The following is a 24,820-nucleotide window of genomic DNA, read 5'->3' as shown; positions in this document are numbered from 1 at the left end:
AGAGTCGGTCGCCGCCAACCTTTGCTTGTTCTTCAGCCCTGGCTGGTCGCTGCCCTCCGCGCGAACAGTCAGGGCTGAACTCATTTAGCCCCCCACCCTTCGCTAGGCGCAGGAGTAAATAGTATTTCTTAAAGGCTTTCTTTAATCACTAAAAAGGCCTTAATATATATTTCAAGGTTCTAGTGAATAGCTTTCTTATTATTTATTTTATAACAAGTAAATAATACCTACTTAACCACCAGTTAGTATGCTTTAGCGAAGTTTGACTACTAATTTTAGTGTTCATGAGTAGTCTATCTTCATCTAAAGTATCCCTCTCCTATATCCTGCCTCACGAGCTTTATCCCTATCAATACTTCAACAAAGAAGTTATCTTCGTGAGCTACGGCAGTTTTGTACCAATTCTACGCTGACGGGGTTCGCATTCGTTGCGGCATTGTTGGACCACTTACATATTCGAGTAGAGTATAATTTCTCGGAACTCTGCCAACTACCCACCAGTACTTTTATTGCCGTAGCAGGCTCTCCTAATGGATTGCTTGATCAATTGGCTGTATTGCATGTGCTTGGACAAGTGAGACCCGACTTGCATGTAGTTGTGAATGATCTGGAGGCTATAAGCCGATCATTGAAGTTCAACTTCCAGTTTGTGAACCTAGGTCCTAACACAGGCGTGAAGTCTAGCAATGAGCAGAGCTTGCGGCGCTTATTACGCCTCGTACAAAACGACATTCCCCTACTATTCTTCTCAGGGAAGAAGCTTCGAACCGGCTCTGATCTAACCACATGCCCTACTGGTACTCACCTGTTGGAGACCACATGCTTACCTATTGTTCCAATTTGGTTTAATGGACAGACGACTCATCCTACTTGGCTTACGTGGTTTTCTCCTTTGCTAGGCACATCACGGATTCTAGCTGATTTGTTGACACAGCGCGACACAACAATACGTCTGCGTATTGGCAGACCAATAACAGCAACTGAACTAGGTGGTATAACTGCTAATATACGAACGGCTTACCTAGGTCAGCAGATTTGTGACCTAGAGTCTACCATAACAGCTTCCCAGATAGCTAATTCGTCTGAATCTTTGGGGGAGAAAGCGAGGGCTATTCTATCCGAAACCGCCGTTGCTTCGTTGGAAGAAGACTTGGCAGAACTCCGGCCATCGCGGAAGTTGATAGTCTGCGGTGAATGGGAAGTGTATATAGTTAAGCGAGGTGAAATCCCGAATGTGTTGCAGGAAATTGTGCGTTTGCGCGAGCTTGTAGTAAACGCCATTGCGCAACCATTAGCTAGGTACGACGATAACCAACAACATTTATTCCTTTATAATCGCCAAAGCCGGCAATTAGTAGGTGCCTGCCGGGTAGGCCCAGGTCGTGTTGTTTTGAGGCAGCATGGCAATCAGGGTTTCTACTTACATTCGCTGTTTCGCTGGAAGAAGAAGCTGACTCCTTTGCTACGCGAATCGTTGGAAATCGGAGGTTCATTCATCCGGGCCGAATATCGAAATCAGGAGCTACCAGTTGTCTTACTCTGGAAAGGACTAGCTGCTTACCTAAGCTCGCATTCCGAATATAGCTATCTAATTAGTTCAGTGAGTGTAAGCCCTAGCTTTTTACCAGCTTCCAAGGCATTCGTCGCCAATTTTATCAGGCAGTATTACTTTGATGCAGAACGGGCAGTTTATGTACACACCCGCAAACAGTTTCGCTACCATCCTCTTCAGGAGCAAAGGGCTACGCAGATAGAAATGGGCTTAGATCAGGTAGAGGCGTTACACAATTTGGTAGCTGACTTACAACCTGGTGGAATGTACATGCCAACATCATTACGCCATTACCTTCGACAGAATGCCCGTTTTCTAGGCCTTAATATCAATACTGTTAGTAACTCACTCGACGGCTTCTTGGTACTAAACGCCCGAAAGCTGCCGGAGCACACTTATAGGCTGCTGGCTTAGTAAAGATGCCCCCTCCTATTGTTCACCTTCGTCCGTTAGTGAGTTGATGAAGGCTATAATAGCTTGTTTATCAAGAGCGGATAAACCTAGGTGGTCCTCCCCTAGCGTTTGCGTTGGTACCTCCAGACCTAGACCAATACCGCCACCTTTGTTGTAGAAATCAATCACCTCTTCCAGAGACTGATACACGCCATTGTGCATGTACGGCGCCGTATGAGCAGCATTACGCACCGTAGGCGTCTTAAATGCATAGCGCTGATACGCAATCTGGTAAAGCAAGTACTTGCCCTGATCTTTATCCAAAGAAGGATGCAGTGTATCGCGGGTAGTTGGTACTCCCAGCACTTCACTTTCTACCTTATTGTAGAGCGGCGCCACTGTTCCATTAAACAACGGCATATAATGACAGGTACCGCATTTTGCCTTGCCCATGAACAGGTTGAAACCTGTGATTTCGGTTCTGGAAAGCACCGCTGTATCGCCACGCATGTACTGGTCGAAGCGGCTATTGAGGCGTACCAGAGAGCGGACGTAAGCTGCTAGCGCCTTGCGGATGTTGCGTTCAGTGAGCGGCTTTGACTCGGTGGCAAAAGCTTGAGCAAATAATTTGGTGTAACCTTTTTTGCGCCGGAGCACACTCGTTACCTCGTCGAAGCGTCCGCCCATCTCGGCTTTGTTGGAAACTACCTCGTGAATTTGATCTTCCAAAAAAGGTACTCGCCCATCATAAAACTGAGCAGGCTGTAAGCTAGCATTTAATAAGGTGGGCGTGTTGCGCTCCAGGTTCACACCTGCTAACAGCGAGTTGTTTACCTTCAACCCATCCGTGTAGGCCCGGCCAGGAATATGGCAACTGGCGCACGTCCGTCCGCTCCGTGCTGACAAAGCGGGTTCCTGAAACAAGGCTTTACCAAGAGCTAACACCGCTGGCGTGGCAGGAGCCGCATCAGCGGGGGCAAAGAAGGTCGGATCGAAAGCATCGGCGGCGAAGTAGCTGACAGCCCTAGGCCGAATAGCACGCTTGGCTTGCACGAACGGAATACCTTGCTGAAGTTGTGCTTGTTGCAAGGCGGCCAGCAACGGATTGAAATACCGAACCAGGAAGGCAGCACGGTCGAAGGCGTTGAAGCCAGCTACGGTGGTACCTGGCGTGTGCACGGCGGCCACGCTTCGCTGCACTTGTTGTGAGAGCAACGCTGGTGGCTCAAAGCACGTTAGCACCTCCCCTGTTCCTTCCAATGTCACGGCAGCTTCGGGTAAGGAGGCAAACGCCACGGGTGAATCGAAGCCGGATAGGCCTTTTGTAGCTAATCGGTAGAGGTTCAGGCGAATGGCATCGAAAACTTCTGTTTCGGTGAACGTGAGTACTGGTGCCTGCGCTTGCAGGTAACGCACTTGGTAGAGCATATTTTCCAGTTCCTGCCCAATCAGGCCGCGAGTAGCTTGGTTGTCAGTGCTGCCGTATACATATTCTTCCAACACCTGAAAACCCGTGGGCGGCATGACCTGCTCAGGCTCGCTGGGCTCGGCTTCGGGCAGCGCGGCCCCATTCAGGCGTTGCGCCGCATTTGGGTAATAATATTCCACAGCGAATTCCAGGCGCTTGTACTCGCTCCGACATGCCGTAAAGCTGGCGCGCAAAGCAGTGAGGCTAGCCTGATCACTGATTTCTTGGAACTGCAGCAGCGTTTTATGCAGCTGGCTTAAGTGGGTATCGTAATAGTCTTTGACTTGTTCCGCGGGCGTTTTGCGCAATACAGTGAAGGAAAACAGCAGAATGGCAAGAACAAGCAGGAAAGGACGCCTCACGGCTCGGAAGCGGACTGAATAAGCAATCATTCAAAATAGAGTTTCGCGCTGGGTAGCAGGGCTTCTGCTTGGCGCCGGGCTTCGGGGGTGAAAGCATTGCCTACCAGGATTACCGTCTTGAGCTTCTTCAGCTTACCCAAAGAACGAGGCAACGTGGTCAGGTGATTGTCGCTGGCAATAAGGGTTTCCAAGTCGGTGAGCTGACCTAGGCTGCTAGGCAAGTTTTTTAGCTGGTTGCTGGTGAGCGTCAGGGCCTTCAACGACCGGCACCGGCCGATGCTGGCGGGCAGCTGCTCTAGATGGTTGTTAGCTAGGTCCAGCTCGTGCAACTCGCGCAACTCTCCTATCTGAACTGGCAGATTTTCCAACCGGTTATGGTTCAGATAAGCATATTTCAGGTGACGCAACTGCCCTAGGGTAGCGGGCAAAAACAGCAGCTGATTGTGCGAAGCGTCGAAGTATTCGAGTTGCCTCAGTTGACCTAGCTCGTCAGGTAATGAGGTGCAGTTGTTCCAGGCTGTTATCAGATAGCGCAGGCTGTCGAGCTTGCCGATGCTAGGTGGCAATTCAGCGAGGGCATTCTCATTTACCTGCAACTGCCTTAAGCGCTGAAGATTGCCAAGCTGCGCAGGCAAGTCCAGTAAACCGTTTTTATTGGCAAATAGCTCGCGCAGGCTGTCCAGCTGGGTTACCTCATCGGGCAGATGACGCAGGTGGTTGTCCTGGACGTGCAAACGGCGCAGGCGCGGCAGTTTGCTTACCGCTGCTGGCAACTGCTCCAAATCCTGGAAGCGCAGGTTCAGTTCGAGCGTGCAGGCTGGTCGACTGAGCGCTTCGGCAATGGTGAAAGCCGCCGCATTAGGGCACTGCGCTAAACACCTGTTGCCCTGCAAAACTTGCAGGGCAACAGGTAATAGAATGAATGAGATAAACGAACCTAGCCTCACTTCTTGATAAATGAGCGCGTAGTGGTGGTGCGGGCCGTTTTGATGAGCAGAATATACTGGCCACTGCTCAATGAATTCACGGGCAGCTTCAATTGATTGGCGCCCTGGGTCAGCTTAACAGCCTTTTCAACTAGTACCTGCCGCCCAATAACGCTTACGATCTGCAAAGTCGCTACTTCCTGCCGGTCGCTCGGCAACTCCAGGGTTAGCTCGTCAGTCGCTGGGTTTGGGTACAGTTCTAACTTGCTGGAATTCTTAACGACTTGCGTCGCGGCTACCGTCGTACCTAGGTTTTCTTTGCGGGCAATAACGACTGTCGTGGCGCGATTGAACACCACCGGTTTACCAGCAGCATCAATAGTCGCTTGTGTGTTGGCGCTGCTCGGACTTTGGATGGACACGAACATAAACTTCTCATCGGGCGACAACGTCATGCCAGTCGGCTCGGAGCCGGCGGGCGTCACGGCAAACACCTCCACGGCAGGGGTAGCCTGCGTATGACACGGTTTGATCAGCCAGATGTGGTTGCGGCCACCATCCTGCAGCACATACAAATTGCCGTGCGTGTCGAAGGTGAGATTGTCGTTGCCCGTATCCCAGGGTTCCAGCACCGTGCCACCACCGTAGTTGATCGGGTAGGCTTGGTTGGTAACACCCACCGGCTGCCCCGCAAATATCTCGAAGCCGCTCACCGTGGCGGCGCCATCGTTGAAGCGATACACGCGACCTGTTCCTTTGGCAGTGAAGTAGATACGACCGTCGTGCGGGCCGATTTCCACGTCTTCTACCCCGTTGAAGCTCGTAGCACCTAGGGCAGTAGCCAACGTCGTGGTGTTGTTGCAGTCAGTCTTGGTAGTATTCGGCACCTGAATCCACTTGCCGGTGGTAGCCGCGCCGATAGCCCCATCGAGCTTCAGCACGTAGAGGTTGCCGTTGGCTAGCTTGCCGGGCGTATCGGCTACGTACTTATATACGTAGCTGGTGCCGCCATCGTCGGCGCCCTCGTATACGGTGCTGCCATCAGCCTTTACAACTACGTTTTCGTGACGCATACGACCCAAACGCCACAGCTTGTCGGGCCTGCCATCTCCATCCTGATCTTTCACGCTGTGCGTGGCCGGGTCTAGCTCCACGTTCCAGCCAAAATCAAGGTAGCCGTCGTTGTTGCTGTCGGTTGGAGCGGTGGGCGTATTTTCCTCGCAGGTAATTACTGTTTTCCAAGGCGTGATACCACCCGAGCAGTTGTTGTAAGTACCAACTACTTGCGTAAAGTCAACGGGATTCTTGGCCGTTACATTCCACAGCTTCGTGCCAGCGTTGAACTGCAAGTTAAGCATGCTCACCCCCGACGTTGCCGTCGAGGAGCCTTCGTGGTTGATTGACAAATACCCGTTGGTACTGCTATTATTAACTGGCACATAGCCGGTGAAGTCGTTAGCGGCTTTTACCGTTCCCTCGCTTGGGCTCGAGTACGAGTCGCCGGTTTGCACCAGCATTTGGTAGATATGCGTCGAAGGAATAGTCAACCCCTGCATCTGGGTGGTAGGCCGCACGGAGATAAAATCACTCAGTGAGCCGGCAGGAAGCGGATTACAGTTGGGAGATGTCTGGGCTTGAGCGGCGCCGCTAGCGAATAAGACAGCCCCGAGAAAGAGTAGGTTTTGTTTCATGAGGTGGTGTTGTGAATGCGGCTGCAAGGTAGGGCACCTATGTTTCCTCTAGTTTAACATACCATTAATCCAAAATGAGCTTTTGCTGTAATTTTCTTCAGCCTATTAGCTCGCAGGATTGAAGACCGCTCGGAGCATCAACTACTCACTTATAAAAGAAGAAGTACTTACTGAGCACATAAGATAAGCATTGTCATAAACACCACGACTCTGCTAGCACAACAAAATAAAATTGCTGATATACAACATATTACGACTTTATTCAACCTAGCTAAGCCCAATAAACAAGTGCATTAACCCATCTAAATACTAACGACTAAAAATAAATTCATCAAGGTACCTTGCGTCGCATAGTACCTGTCATTATCTTTGTATCACTAATTGGAACTAAAACCTGGCCGTCGTAATCACCCAGCCGGGGTGGTGCCCGCCGGGCCTCCAACGCCACCTGACGCAGGTAAGTCGGTCAGCAAATTTTTTGCAGCCTAGACAACCCTCGACCGCCTGCCGGCATCTACCAGGGCGTTGCACCGATGTCTCGCCAACGAGCATCCCAGAAAACTTGAGTGAATCCCTGCGTGGGGGTGACCAGCGGAACCGCGGCCGACTGGGACAGCCCCCTATTGCCTGATTCTTCCAACTCACCTCTCCTACTTCTATGAACTCCTTCCTTACCTTTCGCCGGGCACTGCGGTGCCTAGGGTTCCTTGTTGCGCTCTTTCCGCTGGTAGTGCAAGCTCAAAATAACGGTACGGTTTCGGGCAAACTACTCGATCAAAGTACCAGCCAGCCACTACCGTTCGCCAATGTGGTGCTCCTGAAAGCCCAGGATTCCAGCTTCGTTGCTGGTGCTCAAACTGCTGATAACGGCACGTTTACCGTTGAAAAGGTTGCTTCGGGCAGCTACATGCTACGGGCGACGGTAGTGGGCTATCAACCTTTTAAGAAAGCAATAACCTTGACCGCCGCTGCTCCTTCCGCGCAGCTAGGTATTTTGAAGATTGCGCCCACAGCAGTGCAATTAAAAGGCGTAGTAGTACAAGGAGAGAAGGCCGCCGTCGTGGATAATCTGGATAAAAAGGTCATCAACGTCAGCAAAGACCTCAACAGCACCGGCGGCACGGCCGTGGATGTGCTCCAGAACGTGCCTTCTGTATCAGTAGACCAAAGCGGGCAAGTGAGCCTGCGGGGCACACCGAACGTGACGATTTACGTGGATGGCAAGCCCGCTCCCAGCACCTTCCGCCTGGATCAGCTACCCGCCAGCCGCATTGAGAATGTGGAGGTTATCACCAATCCTTCGGCTCGATATTCGGCCGCTGGCTCAGGTGGCGTGATTAACATCACCCTGAAGAAACAGCAGAAAGATGGCTGGAACGGGCAAGCCGTGGCTAACGTCGGAACACAGGACAAGTACAACACCTCGCTGAACGTGAACCGTAAAAGCGGCAAGATCAACTACTTCGGTAGCTACGACGGCAGCGATAACAGGTGGCGCGGCGCTGGCAACCTGCACCAGGTAGCCACGGTGGGCAACTCGACCACTCGCACCGATCAGGAAGGTAATAACGTTAGCCACGGCACGTACCACGGCGGCCGAATTGGAGCCGACTATGACCTAACGGACAACCAAAAGCTGACAGTAGCCGCCGACCTCAGCCGCAACAAGAGTTGGGAGCGGGAAAACTTTAACACGTTACTCACCCGCAATAGCGACGCACCCATTGCCCTGCGCAACCTAGGTTACGACCAGGAGCAACAACGCGAGCTAGATCTTTCTGGCGATTACCGCCGCACCTGGAAAAACCAGAAAGGCCGCGAGCTGACCGCCAACGTTACGTATGTAGATGTGGATGTGGATGTTACGGTAGGTCAAAAAGTATTGGATGGTCCGGCTGAATATCCCAAGCAGGAGCGGCAGCAGAAATATGACGTAGGCTTGAGCCTGCTGATGGGCCAAGTCGATTATGTGCACCCATTGGGCGAGAAAACTCACCTCGACCTAGGTCTGAAAACTGAAAACCTGTACACCAGCGGCGGTGTCGACTATCTGCTTCAGGACGCGGATGCGGCCACCTTCACCCGGCAGGATGCCTTCTCCTACGACTATCGCTACACCCGAAATGTGCACGCTGGCTACGCTACCTACCAGACTGAAGTTGGCAAGTGGAGCTACCAGGGCGGTTTGCGCGCCGAGTACACCAACCTGACGGGCAACGTAGTACCTAGCCTGGGCAACTTCAACCAACACTTTCTCAACTTGTTTCCTTCGGCTACCGTGGCGCGCACCCTGCCCGGCGACCAACGCGTACAGGCCAGCTACTCGCGTCGCCTCAACCGCCCCGATTTCATGCAGTTCCTGGCCCTACCTATCTACAACGATCAGCGCAACTACCGCATCGGCAACCCTAACATCCGGCCCGAGTACGTGAATGCTTTCGAGCTAGGTTATCAGGTTTCGATGGGGCAAACCAGCCTGAGCACCACCACCTTCTGGCGCCAGACCAACCAGTCGTTGCAGTCGATCCGCGAAGTAGATACCGCCGCCACCCGCCTCAGCGGCCAGCCCGACTTCATCACTCGCACGAGCTACCGCAACTTTGGGCAGACGAACAACTACGGCCTGGAGCTATCTATCACGCAGCCAGTTGCGAAGTGGTGGAAAATCACCGCCAATGGCTCTATCTTCCGCAACGAGCTGACCAGCTTCAGTGGCGACAGCCGCAACCGCTCCAACTACACCGGCACGGCCCGCCTGATGAACACGTTCAACCCTACCAAAACCCTCGACGTGCAGCTGACCAGCAACTACCGCGGCGCCGTCATCACGGCGCAGGGTCGCATGGCCTCGGTTTACTCCACGGACGTTGCCTTGCGCCAGCGCCTGTTCAACGACAAAGCGGCCCTTACGCTCCGCGTCAGCGACATTTTCAACACCAAGCGCCAGTACACGGAGCTATATTCGGAAGGCCTCACCGCCAACTTCCGCAACAAACGCGAGACGCGCGTGGGCTACCTAGGTTTCACGTACTACTTCGGCAACAGCAAACCATCCAAGAAGATTGAGCAAGGTCCTAAAAGTGGTGGCGGCGGATTCGGGGGCTAATACCATGACATTCACATCATTGTGTGATTGACGCCCACCCAAAGCTGCGCTACTTTTGTAACATCAAATCAGCCAAGCTTCCTCAATGCCCACCTGCTGCTCTCCTACCCTGATACCATACGATCAGAATATAGGAATACCCTTGAAAATCAGCACCCTGTAATAATCTAGAGTCTTTTAAGGCTAGCTTCCAGCTCCTTCCTCCCTCTCCCGCCTAGTATTCATCTCACTCAAAAATTTGCGCTTCCTCGTAGCCATGTAAAACAAACATAAGGTACCTTGTTTTGCAAGGTAGGTTACTGTAAAGAACCTTTGCTCCTCATACTCCCTATCACGGCCTTTAAAGGACTGTACGCCGTTCGGAGTCGCCGCTGACTGTTGCTTGTCAGGGCTTTCCTCAAAAGCGCAGCTTGCGCCCTGGACTTACCTCGTTCTCCTTCCTTCCGCTTGCTTCAGCCGCTAAATCAGACCCGCGGCGGCTTCCGTTCCGCAGACAAGTTCACTCTTCCTTTTCCAATCGTTCTTCTCCTTTCCAGCTATGAAAACTTCCTTCCTGAACCGCATTCTTTTTGGTGTCATCCTGCTGCTCACGGGCTTACAGCTCTCCGCCGCCACTTTCTACAACGGCACGCTCACGGGCAAGCTGCTCGATGCCGACACGCGCGAACCCATTCCGCACGCCAACGTCGTGCTGCTGCGCGCCACCGACAACGCCTACGTACGCTCCGTAAAAACCAATGCCGATGGTTCTTTCCGCCTCGACAAAGTGCCGTTTGGCAAGTACAAGTTCACCACCACGGTGCTAGGCTACCAGCAGATGGAGCCGACCATCACCTTCAACGGGTTGAAGACGCGCGTTGCTCTGGGCAACATGGTGATGCAACCTGCTAACACGCAGCTAGCCAGCAAGTCAGCTGCCAGCCCTGCCGTAACGTGTGCCGCGCAGTGCCACCCAGCCACGATGCTGGCCGTCAATTAAGTTAGGGCCTACGCCAAAGTTGGTAGCAACCTAGCTGCCAATCAACTTCAAGGAGTCGCTACCTTCGGGTGGCGGCTCCTTGTTGGTTTTGGTGGGTTACCCAGCGTGGCACGCGGTATTAACCCAGGCCGCTCCAACCTAGGTCTGGCCGGCGGAATCACGCATGAAATCATTCCGACTCGCACGTAGTTTTCGGCTCCTGATGGCGGCACTCGCAGCAATTTTGCTTTTTCTCCTGACGGGCACGGTGGTTCCTGTCAACCGCCAGTTTAGGCAAACGCCCGGTGGAGTTCCCATCTACATTGTGTCCAATGGCTTCCACTCCGATGTGGTGGTGCCCTTGCGCGAGCCGCGCACCGCTACCGATTGGCTGCAAAAGCTAGGTCAGCCGGCCTGGATTAATCAGTTTAGCAGCTACCAGTTTGTGGCGTTTGGGTGGGGCAGCGAAGGTTTTTTCCTCGATTCCTATGACGGGCACTTTCCCGGCGTTGGCACTACCCTGCGGGCTATGATACCGGGCCGGACACTCATGCACGTTGGGTTTTATCAGGGCGCGCCGGCGGGTCGGCGGGTGGTTCCCGTACAGATTTCTGTTGCTCAGTATCAGAGACTAACTCAACTTATTACACAATCTTTTCAGGTTGATTCGGCGGATCATTTCACCTTGCGCAATGCGGCCGGCTACACCCCGCACGATTTCTTTTTTCGGGCTGGCGGCCGCTACCATCTGCTGCACACCTGCAACGACTGGACGAACCGCACGCTTGCCCGTGCCGGTATCCGGGCCGCTTGGAAAGCGCCACTGGCTGCTTCAGTCCTGTATCAGGTGCGTCGCGCTCAATGAGCACCTTGGCTTACGCTTACTTAACAAACCAACTGACGGCAGAAACAGCAGCATTTTTTAGACTTTTCTCAGGCTCGTTGCCTTTCATCCATTCTCCTTCCGTTCAGCTGCTAATTGCCTAATTAGCATACCTTCATCCCTCCCGGTTGATGTGAGGCCTGTTACCTCTGGTAGTTTTCAAGGAAGCAATAATATATAGAAAATCATATTTTATTTTACCAAGTATAATTTATACTATACTGACTATGTGTGAATTTCTCTTTTTTAGTGCCATTTAGCCATTTATATTTGACTACCAGCAAAGCCGCAAGAGGATGCTTTATGCTCCGATGGTGGTACCAAAACTATGCTCGACATCCAACGCGAGGTGCTTCCCGACAGCTACCTTCTGATTCTGGCCCCCGACTCTACCTCGCCTGATGAAATCAAGCTGAGCCGTGCTTTGCACCGGGCTAGCCGCAGTAACAAGAAGGCCGTTTGGGTGGATTGTAGCTTGCTGGAAGACCTCACCCCGGACGCCATTGACTTGCTGCTGGCCTACGCGTTTCACCTGCGTTGTCAGAATCGGCGCTTGGTGCTGTGTCACGTGCCCGACCAGGTTCGCCACCACTTCCTCAACCTCGATGCAGCTTCGCAGCCGCTGCTGGTATTCTCGCTGCTGGATGCCGTGCACGAGGACGACTACGTGTACCAGTATGTGAGGTCTTAAGCCTAGCGTTGCTGGCGCCACCCGCTCGTTTGCGTACCTTCGCGGCTCTTACCCGCATTGTATTCGATGAGCATTCAGAAGCCTAGCCTCCCTCGAGGCACCCGCGATTTTGGTCCTGCTGTAATGGCCCGTCGCAACTACATTTTTGGCATTATCCGCCGCACGTTCGAGAAGTTCGGTTTTGCGCCGCTCGAGACGCCCACCCTCGAAAACCTGTCGGTGCTGACCGGCAAGTACGGCGAAGAAGGTGACCAGCTCTTGTTTAAAATCTTGAACTCTGGTGATTATTTAAACAAGAAAAATGCAGCTGTAACGGCTGAGGATCTAGCCGCTGGGTACAAAAAGGTACTGCCTAAAATTGCCGAAAAAGGGCTGCGCTACGACCTGACAGTGCCTTTTGCCCGTTACGTAGTGATGAACCGGGGCACCCTCACCTTCCCATTCAAGCGCTATCAAATTCAGCCCGTGTGGCGCGCCGACAATCCCCAGCGCGGCCGTTACCGCGAATTCTACCAGTGCGACGCCGATGTGGTGGGCACCAACTCGCTGCTGTGCGAGGCGGAAATCGTGCTGATGATGAGCGAGGTGCTCAGCACCCTAGGTCTGACGGAACACTCGATTAAGATCAACCACCGCGGCGTGCTCGGCGCTATTTATCAGGCACTGGGCGGCGAAGGCACGGAAGTAGACCTGTTCACGGCCATCGACAAGCTTGATAAAATTGGCCGCTCTGGCGTGGAGAAAGAGCTAACGGAGCGCGGCTTCTCAGCTACGGCCATCGACACGCTGTTTACGCTGCTGGGCGTGGAAGGTGATTTCGCTGAAAAGCTGGACCGGCTGCTGGCCGCTTTCGTGACGGCCGGCGTTACACCCGATAATGAAAACGGCTACCGGGGCCTGCAAGACCTGCGCCGCGTGTACGAGCTGCTACAGGAGTTTGGCTTCGAGCACTTTAAGAACCTTGATTTCGACGTGACCCTAGCCCGTGGCCTGAGCTACTACACGGGCTGTATTTTCGAAGTCAAGATCAACAACGTAAACATGGGCAGCGTGTCGGGTGGCGGACGCTACGACAACCTAACGGGCGCTTTCGGGCTGCCCGGCGTGTCGGGCGTAGGCTTCTCCTTCGGCGTTGATCGGCTGTACGACTGTCTGGAAGAGTTGCAGCTTTTCCCCGCTGCCGCCACGGCCACCACGCAATGCCTGCTCGCCAACTTCGACGCTGAATCGGAGCGGGCAGCGCTGCCGGTGCTGCGCCAGCTGCGCGAAGCGGGCATTTCGGCCGAGCTGTACCCCGAAAGCGGCAAGCTGAAGAAGCAGTTTCAATACGCTGACCAAAAGGGTATTCCGTACCTGCTGCTCCTAGGTTCGGAAGAACGGGCCGCTGGCCAAGCCAAGCTCCGCGACATGCGCACCGGCGAGGAGCGCTTGCTTGACCTAGGTCAGGTAGTGGCTACTCTTACTGGCGAATAAGCCCCTTACTGGCTGCCCTGATTTCAGCTTTTCTCCCGCTTTATGCCTGACTACGTTCTTCATCCTGCCACCCGCCTCGACCTGGCAACCCTCGACGCGCTGCTAACCGACCAGGGCCGCGTGGTGCTCAGCCCCGAAGCGAAGCAGCGGATAGAAGCGGGGCACGCGCACCTTCTCACGCAAGCAGCCAGCAACGACCAGTCGCCGGCCAGTACGTTGCTGGCGCACGCGTGCGGCACCGGCGATGAAGTGCCCAGCGAGCTGGTGCGGCTTATGCTGCTGCTCAAAGCCCAGAGCCTGAGCTACGGCCATAGTGGCGCGCAGGTGGCCACGGTGCAGCGTCTGCTGGATTTTTACAACCGTGAGATGCTGCCCGTGGTGTACCAGCAAGGCTCGTCCGGAGCCGGCGACCAGGTGCCGCTGGCGCACCTAGGTTTGCCGCTGCTCGGGTTGGGCGAGGTTAACTTCCAAGGCTACCGGCTTCAGACCGCCGATGCGTTTCACCTGTTCAGCTGGGAGCCGGTGCCACTAGCTTCCGGCGAGGACCTGGCTTTGCTAATGGGCACGCAATTTATGCTGGCTTATGGCGTGCATACGTTGCTGCGTGCGCAGCGCCTGGCCCGCGCGGCCGATGTAGTCGGGGCGTTATCGCACGATGTTTTGGGGGGCAGTGTCGAGCCATTTGATGCGCGCTTGCAGGCGCTACGCCCACTAGCCGGGCAGGCGCTGGTCGCGGAACGGTTGCGCAATTTGTTAGCGAACAGCGGGCTAACGCAGCAACCTAGGTCCGTAGAGCAAACGCCGTATTCTTTCCGGTGCCAGCCGCAGGTGCACGGCGCCTCCCGCGATGCGCTGAGCTACGTGGCGCAAGTGCTGGAAACGGAATGCAACTCCGTCACGGCTTCTCCGGCCTTCTTCCCTGCTGATAATATTACGCTATCGAGCGGCAACTTCCACGGGCAGTCCCTGGCAATGCCGCTTGATTTTCTGGCTATTGCCATTGCCGAGCTAGGTAGCATCTCGGAGCGCCGCACGGCGCAATTGCTTGCATATCAACCTAAAATAACCGGATCTACTACGACACCTGGCTTGTTGATGGTGCAACACACGGCCGCCAGCATCGTGAGTCAGAATAAGCAGCTCTGCGCGCCGGCTTCGCTGGACAACAACTTCGGCAGCGCGGGCCCCGCTGACCACGTCAGTATGGGCGCTAATGCGGCGACCAAGGTGCGGCGTGTTCTAGAGAATACCGAACAGGTGCTGGCTATTGAGTTGCTCACGGCAGTGCAGGCCTTGCGCCTGCGGCGTCCGGCCCGCACCTCGCCCGCACTGGAGCAAGTAGTTGCGACTTTGAAGGCGAAAGTTGATTTCGAGACGCAGCCACAAGCGCCCTACCTAGCCTTACAGGCAGCAGTTTCTTTCATCCGCACAGAGGTTTTCAGTTAACAGTTATCAGTTACCAACTACCAGTTACCAGGTATCAGTACTTGTCCGCCGCATCTAGGTTAGCAGTGCCGTGTTAACTGACAGTTGGTAACTGGCACTTGGTAACTGATACCTGATAATTGTTGACTGCTTTTACACGTTATGTTCTTCGTGAGGTACCGTTATCTGTTCTTGCTCTGGCTGTGCTGGCTAGGTTTTTCCGCTGATCTGCGGGCCCAAACGCCTGTTGATTCCTGCCGCACGCCCATCACACCGAACCAGCCACCCGGAGCTTTTGAGGCGTATGATGCTGTGACAGGGCAACGATTGGACGCTTTTTGCCAAGGGCAGAAGGTCCGCTTTGCACCCAACCCGGCGCGCAATGTGGATGCAACGAAGGTGTACTATGACACCACACAGTGCAAGTTCGCGGAGCCTCGCCGCACTGAGTACACCATCACGAGCCGGCCGGGCCGTATCAGCGTGTATGAGAATGCCCAGAACCCGCTTGACCCGGCCAGCGGCACTACCTACGTGCGGCGCTACGCCGTGTATGGCACAGCCAAACCTAGGGTCTCGGTGCGGGCGTGCTCGGCAGGCGTGGTAGAAGTGACGATTGCCGCGCCTAATAGCCTAGGTCCGAGCTATAACCGCTACTCCGTGCGCGTCGGGAATGGGCCGACTACTGCTAATGTGCAGCCGGGCACAGCGCTTTACGCAGCTCCGGCCGGTGGGCCTTACACCGTGACAGTGACCGGCATTTACGATGCGGTGCAATGCGTAGGCTCGGAAACGGTTTCTTTTACGCCTTTGCCTACACCGCAAATACCTGTTATTCAGCGCCTGACCCTAAGCAGCGGAAGTCTCAACTTCCAGTTTGCGCCGCTTCAGCCGGAATACCGCTACGAGTTGCAGCTGGCAAATGGGGCTGCCTACACTACGCTGGCGGTGTTGCCCGCCAACCCCGGCACCACCTTTACCCTACCCAATGCCACACTACCCGGCCGCTACCGACTGCGCTTGGTAGATCCTTGCCAAAGGAGCCCGATTGATTATCCCTCAACACCGTTGGCTACCACTACGTTGCGGGTTGCTTCGGTGAATGCCCGCAACGTGCTCCGGTGGTTTTTTCCTGATTCAGCGCGGACAAACAGCTACGAAATAACGCGCGATGGGCAGCGCTTAGCGGTAGTGAGTGGCACGACGCAGTACCGGGACACCCTCGTGAGCTGTGGCACCACGTACCAATATCGCGTCACGGCAACCGTAGGGGCTGCTGCTTCGGCTTCGGACCTAGCTTCGGTGCAGACCGCTTCGACGCAGGCACCACCCGCCCCGCGCCTAGTAGCCAGCTTCAACCTGCGCAACCAGATCGAGCTGACGGCCTCCACGCCGCGTAACCCAACCAGCGGGCAACTGACTTACACCCGCAACGGCCAGGACCTGGCCCCCACCACCGCCCGCACCCTCCGCGACTCTACCCTGGCGCCGGGCAGCGGCGCCTGCTACACCGTGCGCCTGGTGGACGTGTGCGGGAACCGTTCCGCAGATAGCGCTCCGGTCTGCCCGCCCGTGCTGACCGCCCAGGCCGCCGACCCGCTCGGCAACACGGCCACACTATCGTGGTCGGGGCTGCGCGGGCCCGACCCGAATGCGCCGGTTAGCTACCGCCTGCTCACCCTGGCTGCCGATGGCACTGTGCTGGCGAGCCGGAGCGTGTCGGGCACGACGGAGTTGGACCAGCAGCCGGCCAGCACGCGGCAGGTGCTGCGCTACCGCCTCGAAGCCAGCGGCGGCTTGCCGGCCGGCACCTTCAGCTACTCCAATGTGGCCACCGTCGCGAGGCGCATAACGGTGGTGTTGCCCACGGCTTTCACGCCCAACGGCGACGGTCTGAACGATGTGCTGGAAGTGAAAGGACGCTACTTGGACAAGTTTACGTTTGTGGTGGTCGACCGTAACGGTCAGGAAGTATTTCGCGGCATCGACCGCACCCAAACCTGGGACGGCCGCGTACGCAACAATCCGCCCGTGCCCGGCACCTACGCCTGGCGCTTCGAAGCCGTGGACGAAACGGGCCAGAAGGTCGTGCAGAGCGGCACCATCACGATTCTGCGCTAGGTTATAGCCGCTTTTCCTAGCTTTAGCGCTGGTCTGACCAGCTTGCTTGTGCGCCCGTCTCAGCCGACCTAGCCCTAGGTTGCCCCCTGCTATTCGTACTGTTCCACTTCCAACTACCCGATGAATAACGCTTCCCCAACTCGCCTGCGACTATCATACATTTTACTGGCTGCCAGCTTATTTCCCTTCCGCCATTCGCTGGAAGCACCCCGAAACGGCACCAAGCCAAGCGTGAAGCTCGAAAGTCGAGCACCTAGGTTTGGCAGCTTTCCGGCCGATACCAGCAACGCGGCCCGGCTCAGCACCATCGTAGCCGGCGAGGCAAAACCTAGGCTTGTTTCCAGTCAGTTTAAGTTTACTGAAGGGCCAGCGGTTGATAAAAAAGGCAACATCTTCTTCACCGATCAGCCGAATGATAAGATCTGGAAGTACGGCACCAATGGTAAGCTGTCGGTTTTTCTGGACAAGACGGGCCGCTCCAATGGCTTGTACTTCGACCCGCAGGGCAACCTGCTCGCCTGCGCCGATGCTCAGAACGAACTTTGGTCGATCAGCCCCGCCGGCAAGGTGACGGTGCTGCTGCGCGACGTGCAGCAGCACAAGCTCAACGGCCCCAACGACCTATGGATCAACGCTAAAGGCGGTATTTACTTCACCGATCCTTACTACCAACGCTCCTACTGGACGCGCCAAAGCCCTGACATCGACGGGCAGAAAGTCTACTACTTGGCTAAAGGTCGCACGGAGCCGATTGTAGTGGATGATCAGGTTCAGCAACCCAATGGCATTGTGGGCACTCCTGATGGCAAGTACTTGTACGTGGCTGATATTAAAGCAGATAAGACTTACAAATACCAGATCAACGCCGACGGCACCCTCACCGACCGCAAGCTTTTCGTGGAGCAAGGCTCCGATGGCATGACGCTCGACAGCCAGGGCAACGTCTACCTGACTGGCAAAGGAGTGACGGTGTACACGCCCCAAGGCCAGAAGCTAGCCCACATCGACGTGCCCGCCGCTTGGACGGCCAACTTGTGCTTCGGCGGGAAAGACCGTAAAACGCTTTTCATCACCGCTTCCGAGTCCGTGTTCACGCTGCCGATGAAGGTAAAGGGCGTGGAATAACACCTTAATTATTAGAGATATACAAGAATCCAGAACGATGTAGAGACGCAATACTTTGCGTCTCGTCGTTGAACGACTTACGTAGAACAACCTAGGTCAACAACGTCAGCAACGAGGAGACGCAAAGTATTGCGTCTCTACATCGTTCTGAAGTCCGCATGCAAGCTGCTTCGACAAGCTCAGCGACGTTCTGGTTTTTCAGTGCCGGAGCGGCTCGCTTATCGATGCTTTTTCTTAAGTAAACCTAGCATTGCGGCCGCGTAGCGGCGGCCCATCAGGCGGGCGGAAGCAGCATCGAAATGCAGCTGGTCGCCGCGGTCTTTGGTGCCTTCCGCCGTAACGCAGGCGTAATTCGGGACGGTTTTCTTCAGCTGCGCCACGCTTTTATTCACCTGAATGGCCGCTTCGTTGACTTGCCGGTGTCCAGTACTATCCGGCTTTACGAATTGAAATTCAGGTAATTGCCCAGCCACAAACGGCACTGCGGGCGACTGCAAATCGTGGCGAAACCTAGCTATTAGCGCCGTTAGGTTTTGCGCGTACAGCTTGCTGTCGGTGGGGTTGCTGTCGGTTTCGCCCTGGTGCCAGATGATGCCTTTCAGCTTGCCCGTTTGCATGGCGAGTTTCGCGCGCGCAATAGCGTCGTCGTAGGGGTTGGTTTTGGTGGCTTCGTAGTAAGCACCCGGCTGCCATACGGCAATACCGGAGCCACCTACTGCGCACGGAATCAGGCCAATAACGACGCTCGTATCCGGCGCGGCCATTGCCTTGCCGAACGCCAGCCCCGGTCCGACGCCTGCTATGGGCTTGTCGAAATGGATAGGTTCTTTGGCTATTTCCCACGCGCCGGCCTGGTTCAGGCGCAGCACATGGCGGTCGGGCACGGTATCCTGGGCTTCCGGGTAGCCGCGCCCCGCCATATTTGACTGACCGACAAGTAGATATAGCTGAAACTTCTCTTTCCGAATGGGCGGCGTTGCCGACTCGCGCACTTTTGACTTGAGGCCTTGCGCCTGTAAACCTAGGTTACTACCCAAGAGCAAAGCCAGCGTAAGTAGCAGAGCAGCAGAATACTTCATGAGCTAAAATGAGCAGTTAAGTTTTGTAACGCTTGTTTTGCAATTAGCGCGGGTTAGGACGTCATTGTAGAACGACCTGAACAGAACGTCATTCCTCCCGCTGGTCGGAATGACGTTCTGTTCAGGTCGTTCTACAATGACGTCCTACTCATCTTTCTAGCCTAAACCATCTTACTCAAACAGGCTCTTTTGAATACCTAGCTCCAGGCCGCGCAGCTCGGCCAGGCCACGTAAGCGGCCGATGCCGGAGTAGCCGGGGTTGGTTTTTTTGTTCAAGTCGTCGAGCATCTGGTGGCCATGGTCGGGGCGCATCGGGATGCTGAGCTGGCGGGTTTGCATGGCCGTGAGCAGCTCGCGCACTACGCCGAACATATCCACGTCGCCTTCCAGGTGGTTGTCCTCGTAGAAGTCGCCCTCGGCGTTGCGGCGCGTGCTGCGCAGGTGGATGAAGTTGATGCGATCGGCAAACTGGCGCACCATCGCGGGCAAATCATTGCTCGGAATGACGCCGAACGAGCCGGTGCAGAAGCACAAGCCGTTGCTCGGCGACGGAACCGCCTCGAACAAAGCCGCCACATCGGCCGCCGTACTCACCACCCGCGGCAAACCTAGGATGCTGTAGGGCGGATCGTCGGGGTGGATGACCAGCTTCACACCTACTTCCTCCGCCACGGGCACCACTTGTTGCAGGAAGTAAATGAGGTTGGCTTGCAGCCGGGCCGCGTCGATGCCCGCGTAGGTGTCAAGGGCCTGCTGAAACTGCGCCAGCGTGAAGCTTTCCTCGCTGCCCGGCAGGCCCGCAATGATGTTGCGCTGAAGCAGTTGCTTATCGGCGTCGCTCATGGCGGCGAAGCGCTGCCGCGCCTTTTCGATTTCCTCGGGCGTGTAGTCTTGCTCGGCATTGCGGCGCTGAAGCAGGAACACGTCGAAGGCCACAAACGCGGCGCGCTCGAAGCGCAGGGCCTTGGAGCCATCGGCCACGGTGAAAGCCAGGTCGGTGCGCGTCCAGTCAAGCACCGGCATAAAGTTGTAGGTGACGATGCGGATGTCGCACTCAGCCAGGTTGCGCAGCGACTGTTGGTAGTACTGGATGTACGTTTCAAACTCGCCCGTCTGCGTCTTGATGTTCTCGTGCACCGGCACACTTTCTACCACACTCCACACCAGGCCGGCCGCCTCAATTTCGGCCTTGCGCTTCTGGATTTCCTCTACCGGCCACACCACACCGTTGGGCAAGTGGTGCAAGGCCGTCACGACGCCAGCACAACCGGCCTGCCGGATGTCGGCCAGGCTAACAGGATCATTGGGGCCAAACCAGCGCATGGTTTGCTGCATTGTGTACGCCATTTCTTGCTGCTCTTTTAAGTTAAACGCCGCCAAAAATGGAGAATCTGCGCAAGCACTCGGCTGTGTACGGAGGAAAAACTCTTGGCACTGCGCCATACGGATGTGGTATGAGGCACATTCGCTAATATTGCCGGCCTCAACTCGCTATCATTTTCGCCCTCATTAAAGCACCACGCCATGACTCCAGACCCAAGCCAGCTCGCCTCAGAAAAGCGTCACGCCGCCGCCGCCGCCCTCCGTTGGGTGCGCGATGGGATGCTCCTGAGCCTGGGCAGTGGCAGCACATCAGCCGCCTTTATTACGCTACTCGGGGAGGCTGTGCAAGCCGGGCAGCTGCGCGTGCAGGGCACGGCCACGTCGCTGGCCAGCGAGAACCTGGCCCGGCAGGTGGGCATTCCGCTGGTGGAGCCCCGCCGTGGCCTGCGCTTCGACTTAGCCGTGGATGGAGCCGATGAACTGGACGCGCAGCTACGGCTCATCAAAGGTGGCGGCGGCGCTTTGCTGCGCGAAAAGCTACTGGAAACGGCTTCGGAGTACTTCCTGGTCATTGCCGACTCCACCAAGCTGGTGCCGCAGCTAGGTCGCTTTCCGCTACCGCTGGAAGTGGTGCCGTTTGCGCTGCCGTGGGTAATGGATGCCGTGGAAAAGCTAGGTGGCGCGCCTATGGTACGCACCGCAAAAGCCGACCCGAATCAGCTGTACCGCTCCGACCAGAACAATCTACTGGTCGACTGCCATTTTGAAGTCATTCCCGATCCTGAGCGTCTGGCGCATCAGCTGCAAAATATTCCGGGCATCGTGGAGCAGGGCTTGTTCATCGACCTAGCTAAAGCGGCACTCATTGCCAATGGCCAGGAAGTACAGGTAATCCGCGCCGGCCAAGCGCCCGCGCTAGCCAGCAATTTTGTTGATTTGCCCTAGGTAGGACTAACGATTTCTGCTTTTTATCTACTTTGAAACTTCTTCACAAAAGCAAGTCTCGGCCAGAAATCAAGCTGAAACAGACAGAATGAATCAGACTGAAGCACAACGGGCCCTATGCCAAGCGTATGGCGCAGACTACCTACCTATTGAGGAACATTTGAAAGTTGGGCTCTCTACAAGCGTCCGAGAAGGTGCAAGACCCATTCATGGGATACGGTATGTGCCTGAAGGCGATACAACGGGCTGGTACATCTGGGCTGGAGAGTATTCTGCCGCCGAGGACTTCTTTCAGCCAGTACATGTGGTGCACTTAGACAAGTGGGAACCACAGTTACACCGCTATTTAGGACTGGGGCCTGGCTGGCGCTTTCTGCTTGTACCGGAAGAGGCATATATGGACGTTTGGTACGATCCCGGCATTCTTAGCTAAAGTAACTTTTATATCGACCAGTGATGCTTCGTGCGTTAACCAGAAACTTCTAGACGCTACTCCGTCACTAGTATGACCGCTCGCAAAGGTCTCCTTCTGTTGCTACTCTTGCTCCTTCCTATAGGAGCTTTCGCGCATGGAGAAGAAATCTTAGAAACTGTCTTCCTACAAGTCAATTCTCTTTCTATTAGCGGTTCTCTTGATTAAGGCAGGCACTTTATGCTAAAAAAGCATTAATAGTCACCGTTTATCTGCTCGCTACCTTCTTGGTGTGGGGACTTACGGGTGAATTACCTTATATATGTTGATAGACACTTTATTAATCTCCTAGTATGCACTGCTCCAATAGGGAGTGCCCTAGCCGCATACGGGCTCAGCTATTGGCTTTCTAAAAATCACAAGCTTTAGCACAAGTATACATAGCCATTATGATTACATATAACTTCTTTTTTATTCCTACTTAGTACCTAGCTCTCATCTCGACGCAGAAAGGACCTTACTCCACCAGAACAACAATTCGTCCTAGGGGAATAAGGTCCTTCCTGCGTCAGGATGACAATGATTAAAACTAGCAGTCCTAGCTCATCACTTCGCTTAGCTCCGAAGCAGCGGCGCTATCCAGGAACCATTGCAGGTCGCCTTCTTTCGGGGCAATCAGCTGGGCCGGGTACTGCTCAATGTCGCGGTCGGCTTCCAGAATCTGCTGCACGGCCAGGGCTTTGTCTTGGCCATAAACCAGGAATGCCACAGCTTGCGCCTGATTAATCAGCGGGGCCGTGAGGGTGATGCGGTACACTTGCTGCTCGGGCAAGAACGCCTCCTTCACCGTGGAGGCCTGCTCGTGCAGCACGGGCGTGTGCGGAAACAAGGACGCCGTGTGCGCGTTGTCACCCAGGCCGAGTAATACCAGATCGAACCTAGCCGGCAAGCCGTTGAAGTACGACTGAATGTTGGTCGCGTAGGCTAGGGCAGCCTGCGCCGGTTCCAGCTCCGTATCGACAGCAAATACGTGCGTTGATGGGATCTGCAACGGCTCGAACAGCGCTAGCTTCGCCATTAGGTAGTTACTCTCCGGCGCAGTTTGCGGCACGTAGCGCTCATCGCCGAAGAAGAAATCCACTTTATCCCAGTCTACCTGACCTTTGTAGGCGTCAGAAGCGAGCAGCTCGTAGAGCTTCTTGGGGGAGTTGCCGCCCGAAAGCGCCACGGCAAACCGGCCCCTGACTTCGATGTTTTGGTTCGCCAGGTACACGAAGTAGTCGGCGAGGTGCTGTAACACCTCGTCGGGCGTCGTGAAGACGTTGAGCTTGATGCCGGGCTTATTTTTTTCCATTGAGCGGGAGCGTAAACCAGTGGAAACCATCGCGGGCAATGAGGGCTTCGGCCGACTCCGGCCCCCACGAATCGGCGGAGTAGTTCGGGAAGTTCAGGCTCTTGCGGTTCTGCCAGGTATTCAGGATCGGCATGATCAGGTCCCAGGCGGCTTCCACCTGGTCGCCCCGCATGAACAAGGTTTGGTCACCAAGCATAGTGTCGAGCAGCAGCGTTTCGTACGCCTCAGGGGCCTGGGTGGTGTAGGTGCCTTTGTAGTCGAACACCATATCCACCGTGTTCAGAATCATTTCCAGACCGGGGCGCTTGGCTTGCATCTGCAAACGGATGCTCATCTCAGGCTGAATACTGATAATGAGCCTGTTCTGGTGCCCGCCTTCCGCCGATTCGGCCGGAAAGACGGAGTGCGGCACGTCCTTAAACTGAATGGTAATAACCGACGACGACTGGTGCATGCGCTTGCCGGTGCGCAGGTAAAACGGTACGCCCTGCCAGCGCCAGTTGTCCACGAAAAACTTCACCGCGGCGAAGGTTTCGGTATTCGAATCGGGGTTGGCGTCGCGCTCCTGCCGGTAGCCGGGCACTTCTTTGCCCTCAATCCAGCCCGAAGCGTACTGCCCGCGCACGGTGGAAAGGCGCACATCTTCGGGCGAAAAGCGGCGCATGGCGCGCAGCACGTCCACTTTGCGGTTGCGCACTTCGTCGGCGTTGAAGTTGATGGGCGGCTCCATCGCCACGAGGCACAGCAGTTGCAGCAAGTGGTTCTGAATCATATCACGCAGGGCGCCGGAACCGTCGTAGTAGCCGGCCCGGTCGCCCACACCGAGCTGCTCGGTAACCGAAATCTGCACGTGGTCGATGTAGTTGCGGTTCCAGAGCGGCTCCAGCAGCGAGTTAGCGAAGCGGAACGCCATGATGTTCTGCACTGTCTCCTTACCTAGGTAGTGGTCGATGCGGTAGATCTGGCGCTCTTCGAAGAGGCGCATGAGCAACTGGTTCAGCTCCTGCGCCGATTTCAGGTCGTGCCCGATGGGCTTCTCCACCACAATCCGCACGCGGTCGGCGGCGGCACCTAGCTTGCTCTTGGCAATGTTCTCGGCGATAATCGGGAAGAAATTGGGCGCCACCGCCAGGTAATAAATGACATTGGCCTTGGTCTTCCACTCACTTTCGTGCTGCTGAATGCGGTTGCCAAACTCCTTGTAGGTATCGGCGTTGTTCACGTCGGCCACCTGATAGTAAAGATGTTGGCAGAACACGTCCCACTTCTCCGGCGCGACCTTGCCGGTGCGCGAAAACTGGTTGATGTCGTTTAGCAGCTTCTCCCGAAACTCCCCATCCGAAAGCTTCGAGCGGCCCGTGCCGATGATGGAAAATTGCTCGGGCAGCCAGCCCTCCAGATACAGATTATACAAAGCCGGCGCCAGCTTGCGGGCGTTCAAATCGCCGGTGCCGCCGAAGATGACGAAGACGGTGGGCTGGATTTTATCGTGCGTACTCATGCGAAGTGAGAAGGTATTAATTAAGCTGTTAG

The 24,820-nt window shown here is 55.4% G+C and carries 18 protein-coding genes; 11 read left to right on the top strand and 7 right to left on the bottom strand.

The annotated features are described in order from the left end of the window. The first annotated feature begins 1,090 nt into the window (after positions 1-1,090). On the top strand, positions 1,091-1,966 hold the full coding sequence (locus tag IEX74_RS13620) for a GNAT family N-acetyltransferase (RefSeq protein ID WP_229755285.1): 876 nt from the start codon (positions 1,091-1,093) through the stop codon (positions 1,964-1,966). 15 nt (positions 1,967-1,981) lie between these two features. On the opposite strand, the gene IEX74_RS13615 is transcribed toward IEX74_RS13620, so the two are convergent. From IEX74_RS13615 to IEX74_RS13605, 3 genes are read right to left on the bottom strand one after another with little or no spacing between them, the layout of a single operon-like run. After that, the gene (locus IEX74_RS13615; RefSeq protein WP_188814523.1) at positions 1,982-3,775 is read right to left on the bottom strand and encodes a cytochrome c peroxidase; all 1,794 of its coding nucleotides are present in this window, start codon (positions 3,773-3,775) and stop codon (positions 1,982-1,984) included. A gap of 26 nt (positions 3,776-3,801) precedes the next feature. Further along, positions 3,802-4,668 carry a leucine-rich repeat domain-containing protein gene (locus IEX74_RS13610; protein ID WP_188814522.1) on the bottom strand — a complete coding sequence of 289 codons (867 nt, stop codon included), beginning with the start codon at positions 4,666-4,668 and terminating at the stop codon, positions 3,802-3,804. A 50-nt stretch (positions 4,669-4,718) separates the two neighbouring features. Further along, complete coding sequence (locus IEX74_RS13605) at positions 4,719-6,392, bottom strand: alkaline phosphatase PhoX (RefSeq protein WP_188814521.1); 1,674 nt, start codon at positions 6,390-6,392, stop codon at positions 4,719-4,721. A 658-nt stretch (positions 6,393-7,050) separates the two neighbouring features. Between IEX74_RS13605 and IEX74_RS13600 the strand changes: the two genes are divergently transcribed. From IEX74_RS13600 to IEX74_RS13565, 8 genes are all read left to right on the top strand, one after another. Beyond that, entirely contained in the window at positions 7,051-9,498 is a 2,448-nt protein-coding gene (locus tag IEX74_RS13600) for an outer membrane beta-barrel family protein (RefSeq protein WP_188814520.1), read from the top strand. A 538-nt stretch (positions 9,499-10,036) separates the two neighbouring features. Beyond that, positions 10,037-10,477 carry a carboxypeptidase regulatory-like domain-containing protein gene (locus IEX74_RS13595; protein WP_188814519.1) on the top strand — a complete coding sequence of 147 codons (441 nt, stop codon included), beginning with the start codon at positions 10,037-10,039 and terminating at the stop codon, positions 10,475-10,477. A 223-nt stretch (positions 10,478-10,700) separates the two neighbouring features. After that, complete coding sequence (locus IEX74_RS13590; protein ID WP_188814518.1) at positions 10,701-11,321, top strand: DUF2459 domain-containing protein; 621 nt, start codon at positions 10,701-10,703, stop codon at positions 11,319-11,321. 346 nt (positions 11,322-11,667) lie between these two features. After that, entirely contained in the window at positions 11,668-12,030 is a 363-nt protein-coding gene (locus IEX74_RS13585; RefSeq protein ID WP_188814517.1) for a hypothetical protein, read from the top strand. 66 nt (positions 12,031-12,096) lie between these two features. Beyond that, a complete protein-coding gene (hisS, locus tag IEX74_RS13580; protein ID WP_188814516.1) occupies positions 12,097-13,503 on the top strand; it encodes a histidine--tRNA ligase in 1,407 nt (468 codons plus the stop codon). A gap of 42 nt (positions 13,504-13,545) precedes the next feature. Then, complete coding sequence (locus IEX74_RS13575) at positions 13,546-14,949, top strand: HAL/PAL/TAL family ammonia-lyase (protein WP_188814515.1); 1,404 nt, start codon at positions 13,546-13,548, stop codon at positions 14,947-14,949. A gap of 141 nt (positions 14,950-15,090) precedes the next feature. Continuing rightward, the gene (locus IEX74_RS13570; protein ID WP_188814514.1) at positions 15,091-17,049 is read left to right on the top strand and encodes a T9SS type B sorting domain-containing protein; all 1,959 of its coding nucleotides are present in this window, start codon (positions 15,091-15,093) and stop codon (positions 17,047-17,049) included. Positions 17,050-17,169: 120 nt separating this feature from the next. Beyond that, complete coding sequence (locus tag IEX74_RS13565) at positions 17,170-18,174, top strand: SMP-30/gluconolactonase/LRE family protein (protein WP_188814513.1); 1,005 nt, start codon at positions 17,170-17,172, stop codon at positions 18,172-18,174. 218 nt (positions 18,175-18,392) lie between these two features. Here the strand turns inward: IEX74_RS13565 and IEX74_RS13560 are convergent, their stop codons facing one another. Beyond that, on the bottom strand, positions 18,393-19,253 hold the full coding sequence (locus IEX74_RS13560) for a sialate O-acetylesterase (protein ID WP_188814512.1): 861 nt from the start codon (positions 19,251-19,253) through the stop codon (positions 18,393-18,395). Between the two features lie 171 nt (positions 19,254-19,424). Beyond that, positions 19,425-20,600 (bottom strand): mannonate dehydratase, encoded by a 1,176-nt coding sequence (gene uxuA / locus IEX74_RS13555; RefSeq protein WP_229755284.1) that lies wholly within the window; start codon positions 20,598-20,600, stop codon positions 19,425-19,427. A 177-nt stretch (positions 20,601-20,777) separates the two neighbouring features. Between uxuA and rpiA the strand changes: the two genes are divergently transcribed. Both rpiA and IEX74_RS23575 read left to right on the top strand, forming a co-directional pair. Further along, entirely contained in the window at positions 20,778-21,521 is a 744-nt protein-coding gene (gene rpiA / locus IEX74_RS13550; RefSeq protein ID WP_188814511.1) for a ribose-5-phosphate isomerase RpiA, read from the top strand. Positions 21,522-21,609: 88 nt separating this feature from the next. Beyond that, a complete protein-coding gene (locus IEX74_RS23575) occupies positions 21,610-21,954 on the top strand; it encodes an immunity protein Imm33 domain-containing protein (RefSeq protein ID WP_444542871.1) in 345 nt (114 codons plus the stop codon). A gap of 577 nt (positions 21,955-22,531) precedes the next feature. On the opposite strand, the gene pgl is transcribed toward IEX74_RS23575, so the two are convergent. Continuing rightward, a complete protein-coding gene (gene pgl, locus IEX74_RS13545; RefSeq protein WP_229755283.1) occupies positions 22,532-23,287 on the bottom strand; it encodes a 6-phosphogluconolactonase in 756 nt (251 codons plus the stop codon). After that, positions 23,274-24,788 (bottom strand): glucose-6-phosphate dehydrogenase, encoded by a 1,515-nt coding sequence (zwf, locus tag IEX74_RS13540; protein ID WP_188814510.1) that lies wholly within the window; start codon positions 24,786-24,788, stop codon positions 23,274-23,276. Before zwf ends, pgl begins: the two co-directional genes overlap by 14 nt. Positions 24,789-24,820 lie beyond the last annotated feature (32 nt).

Source organism: Hymenobacter cavernae, from assembly GCF_014641455.1.
Classification (GTDB): Bacteria; Bacteroidota; Bacteroidia; order Cytophagales; family Hymenobacteraceae; genus Hymenobacter; species Hymenobacter cavernae.
Note: the sequence above shows the minus strand (reverse complement) of the source record. Positions and strands in the feature narration are given on the sequence as shown.

Coding starts and splice junctions, on each gene's coding strand:
- IEX74_RS13605 (WP_188814521.1), bottom strand. CDS start 6,392: ATGAAACAAAACCTACTCTTTCTCGGGGCTGTCTTATTCGCTAGCGGC.
- IEX74_RS13600 (WP_188814520.1), top strand. CDS start 7,051: ATGAACTCCTTCCTTACCTTTCGCCGGGCACTGCGGTGCCTAGGGTTC.
- IEX74_RS13595 (WP_188814519.1), top strand. CDS start 10,037: ATGAAAACTTCCTTCCTGAACCGCATTCTTTTTGGTGTCATCCTGCTG.
- IEX74_RS13585 (WP_188814517.1), top strand. CDS start 11,668: ATGCTCGACATCCAACGCGAGGTGCTTCCCGACAGCTACCTTCTGATT.
- hisS (WP_188814516.1), top strand. CDS start 12,097: ATGAGCATTCAGAAGCCTAGCCTCCCTCGAGGCACCCGCGATTTTGGT.
- IEX74_RS13575 (WP_188814515.1), top strand. CDS start 13,546: ATGCCTGACTACGTTCTTCATCCTGCCACCCGCCTCGACCTGGCAACC.
- IEX74_RS13570 (WP_188814514.1), top strand. CDS start 15,091: ATGTTCTTCGTGAGGTACCGTTATCTGTTCTTGCTCTGGCTGTGCTGG.
- IEX74_RS13565 (WP_188814513.1), top strand. CDS start 17,170: ATGAATAACGCTTCCCCAACTCGCCTGCGACTATCATACATTTTACTG.
- IEX74_RS13560 (WP_188814512.1), bottom strand. CDS start 19,253: ATGAAGTATTCTGCTGCTCTGCTACTTACGCTGGCTTTGCTCTTGGGT.
- uxuA (WP_229755284.1), bottom strand. CDS start 20,600: ATGGCGTACACAATGCAGCAAACCATGCGCTGGTTTGGCCCCAATGAT.
- rpiA (WP_188814511.1), top strand. CDS start 20,778: ATGACTCCAGACCCAAGCCAGCTCGCCTCAGAAAAGCGTCACGCCGCC.
- IEX74_RS23575 (WP_444542871.1), top strand. CDS start 21,610: ATGAATCAGACTGAAGCACAACGGGCCCTATGCCAAGCGTATGGCGCA.
- pgl (WP_229755283.1), bottom strand. CDS start 23,287: ATGGAAAAAAATAAGCCCGGCATCAAGCTCAACGTCTTCACGACGCCC.
- zwf (WP_188814510.1), bottom strand. CDS start 24,788: ATGAGTACGCACGATAAAATCCAGCCCACCGTCTTCGTCATCTTCGGC.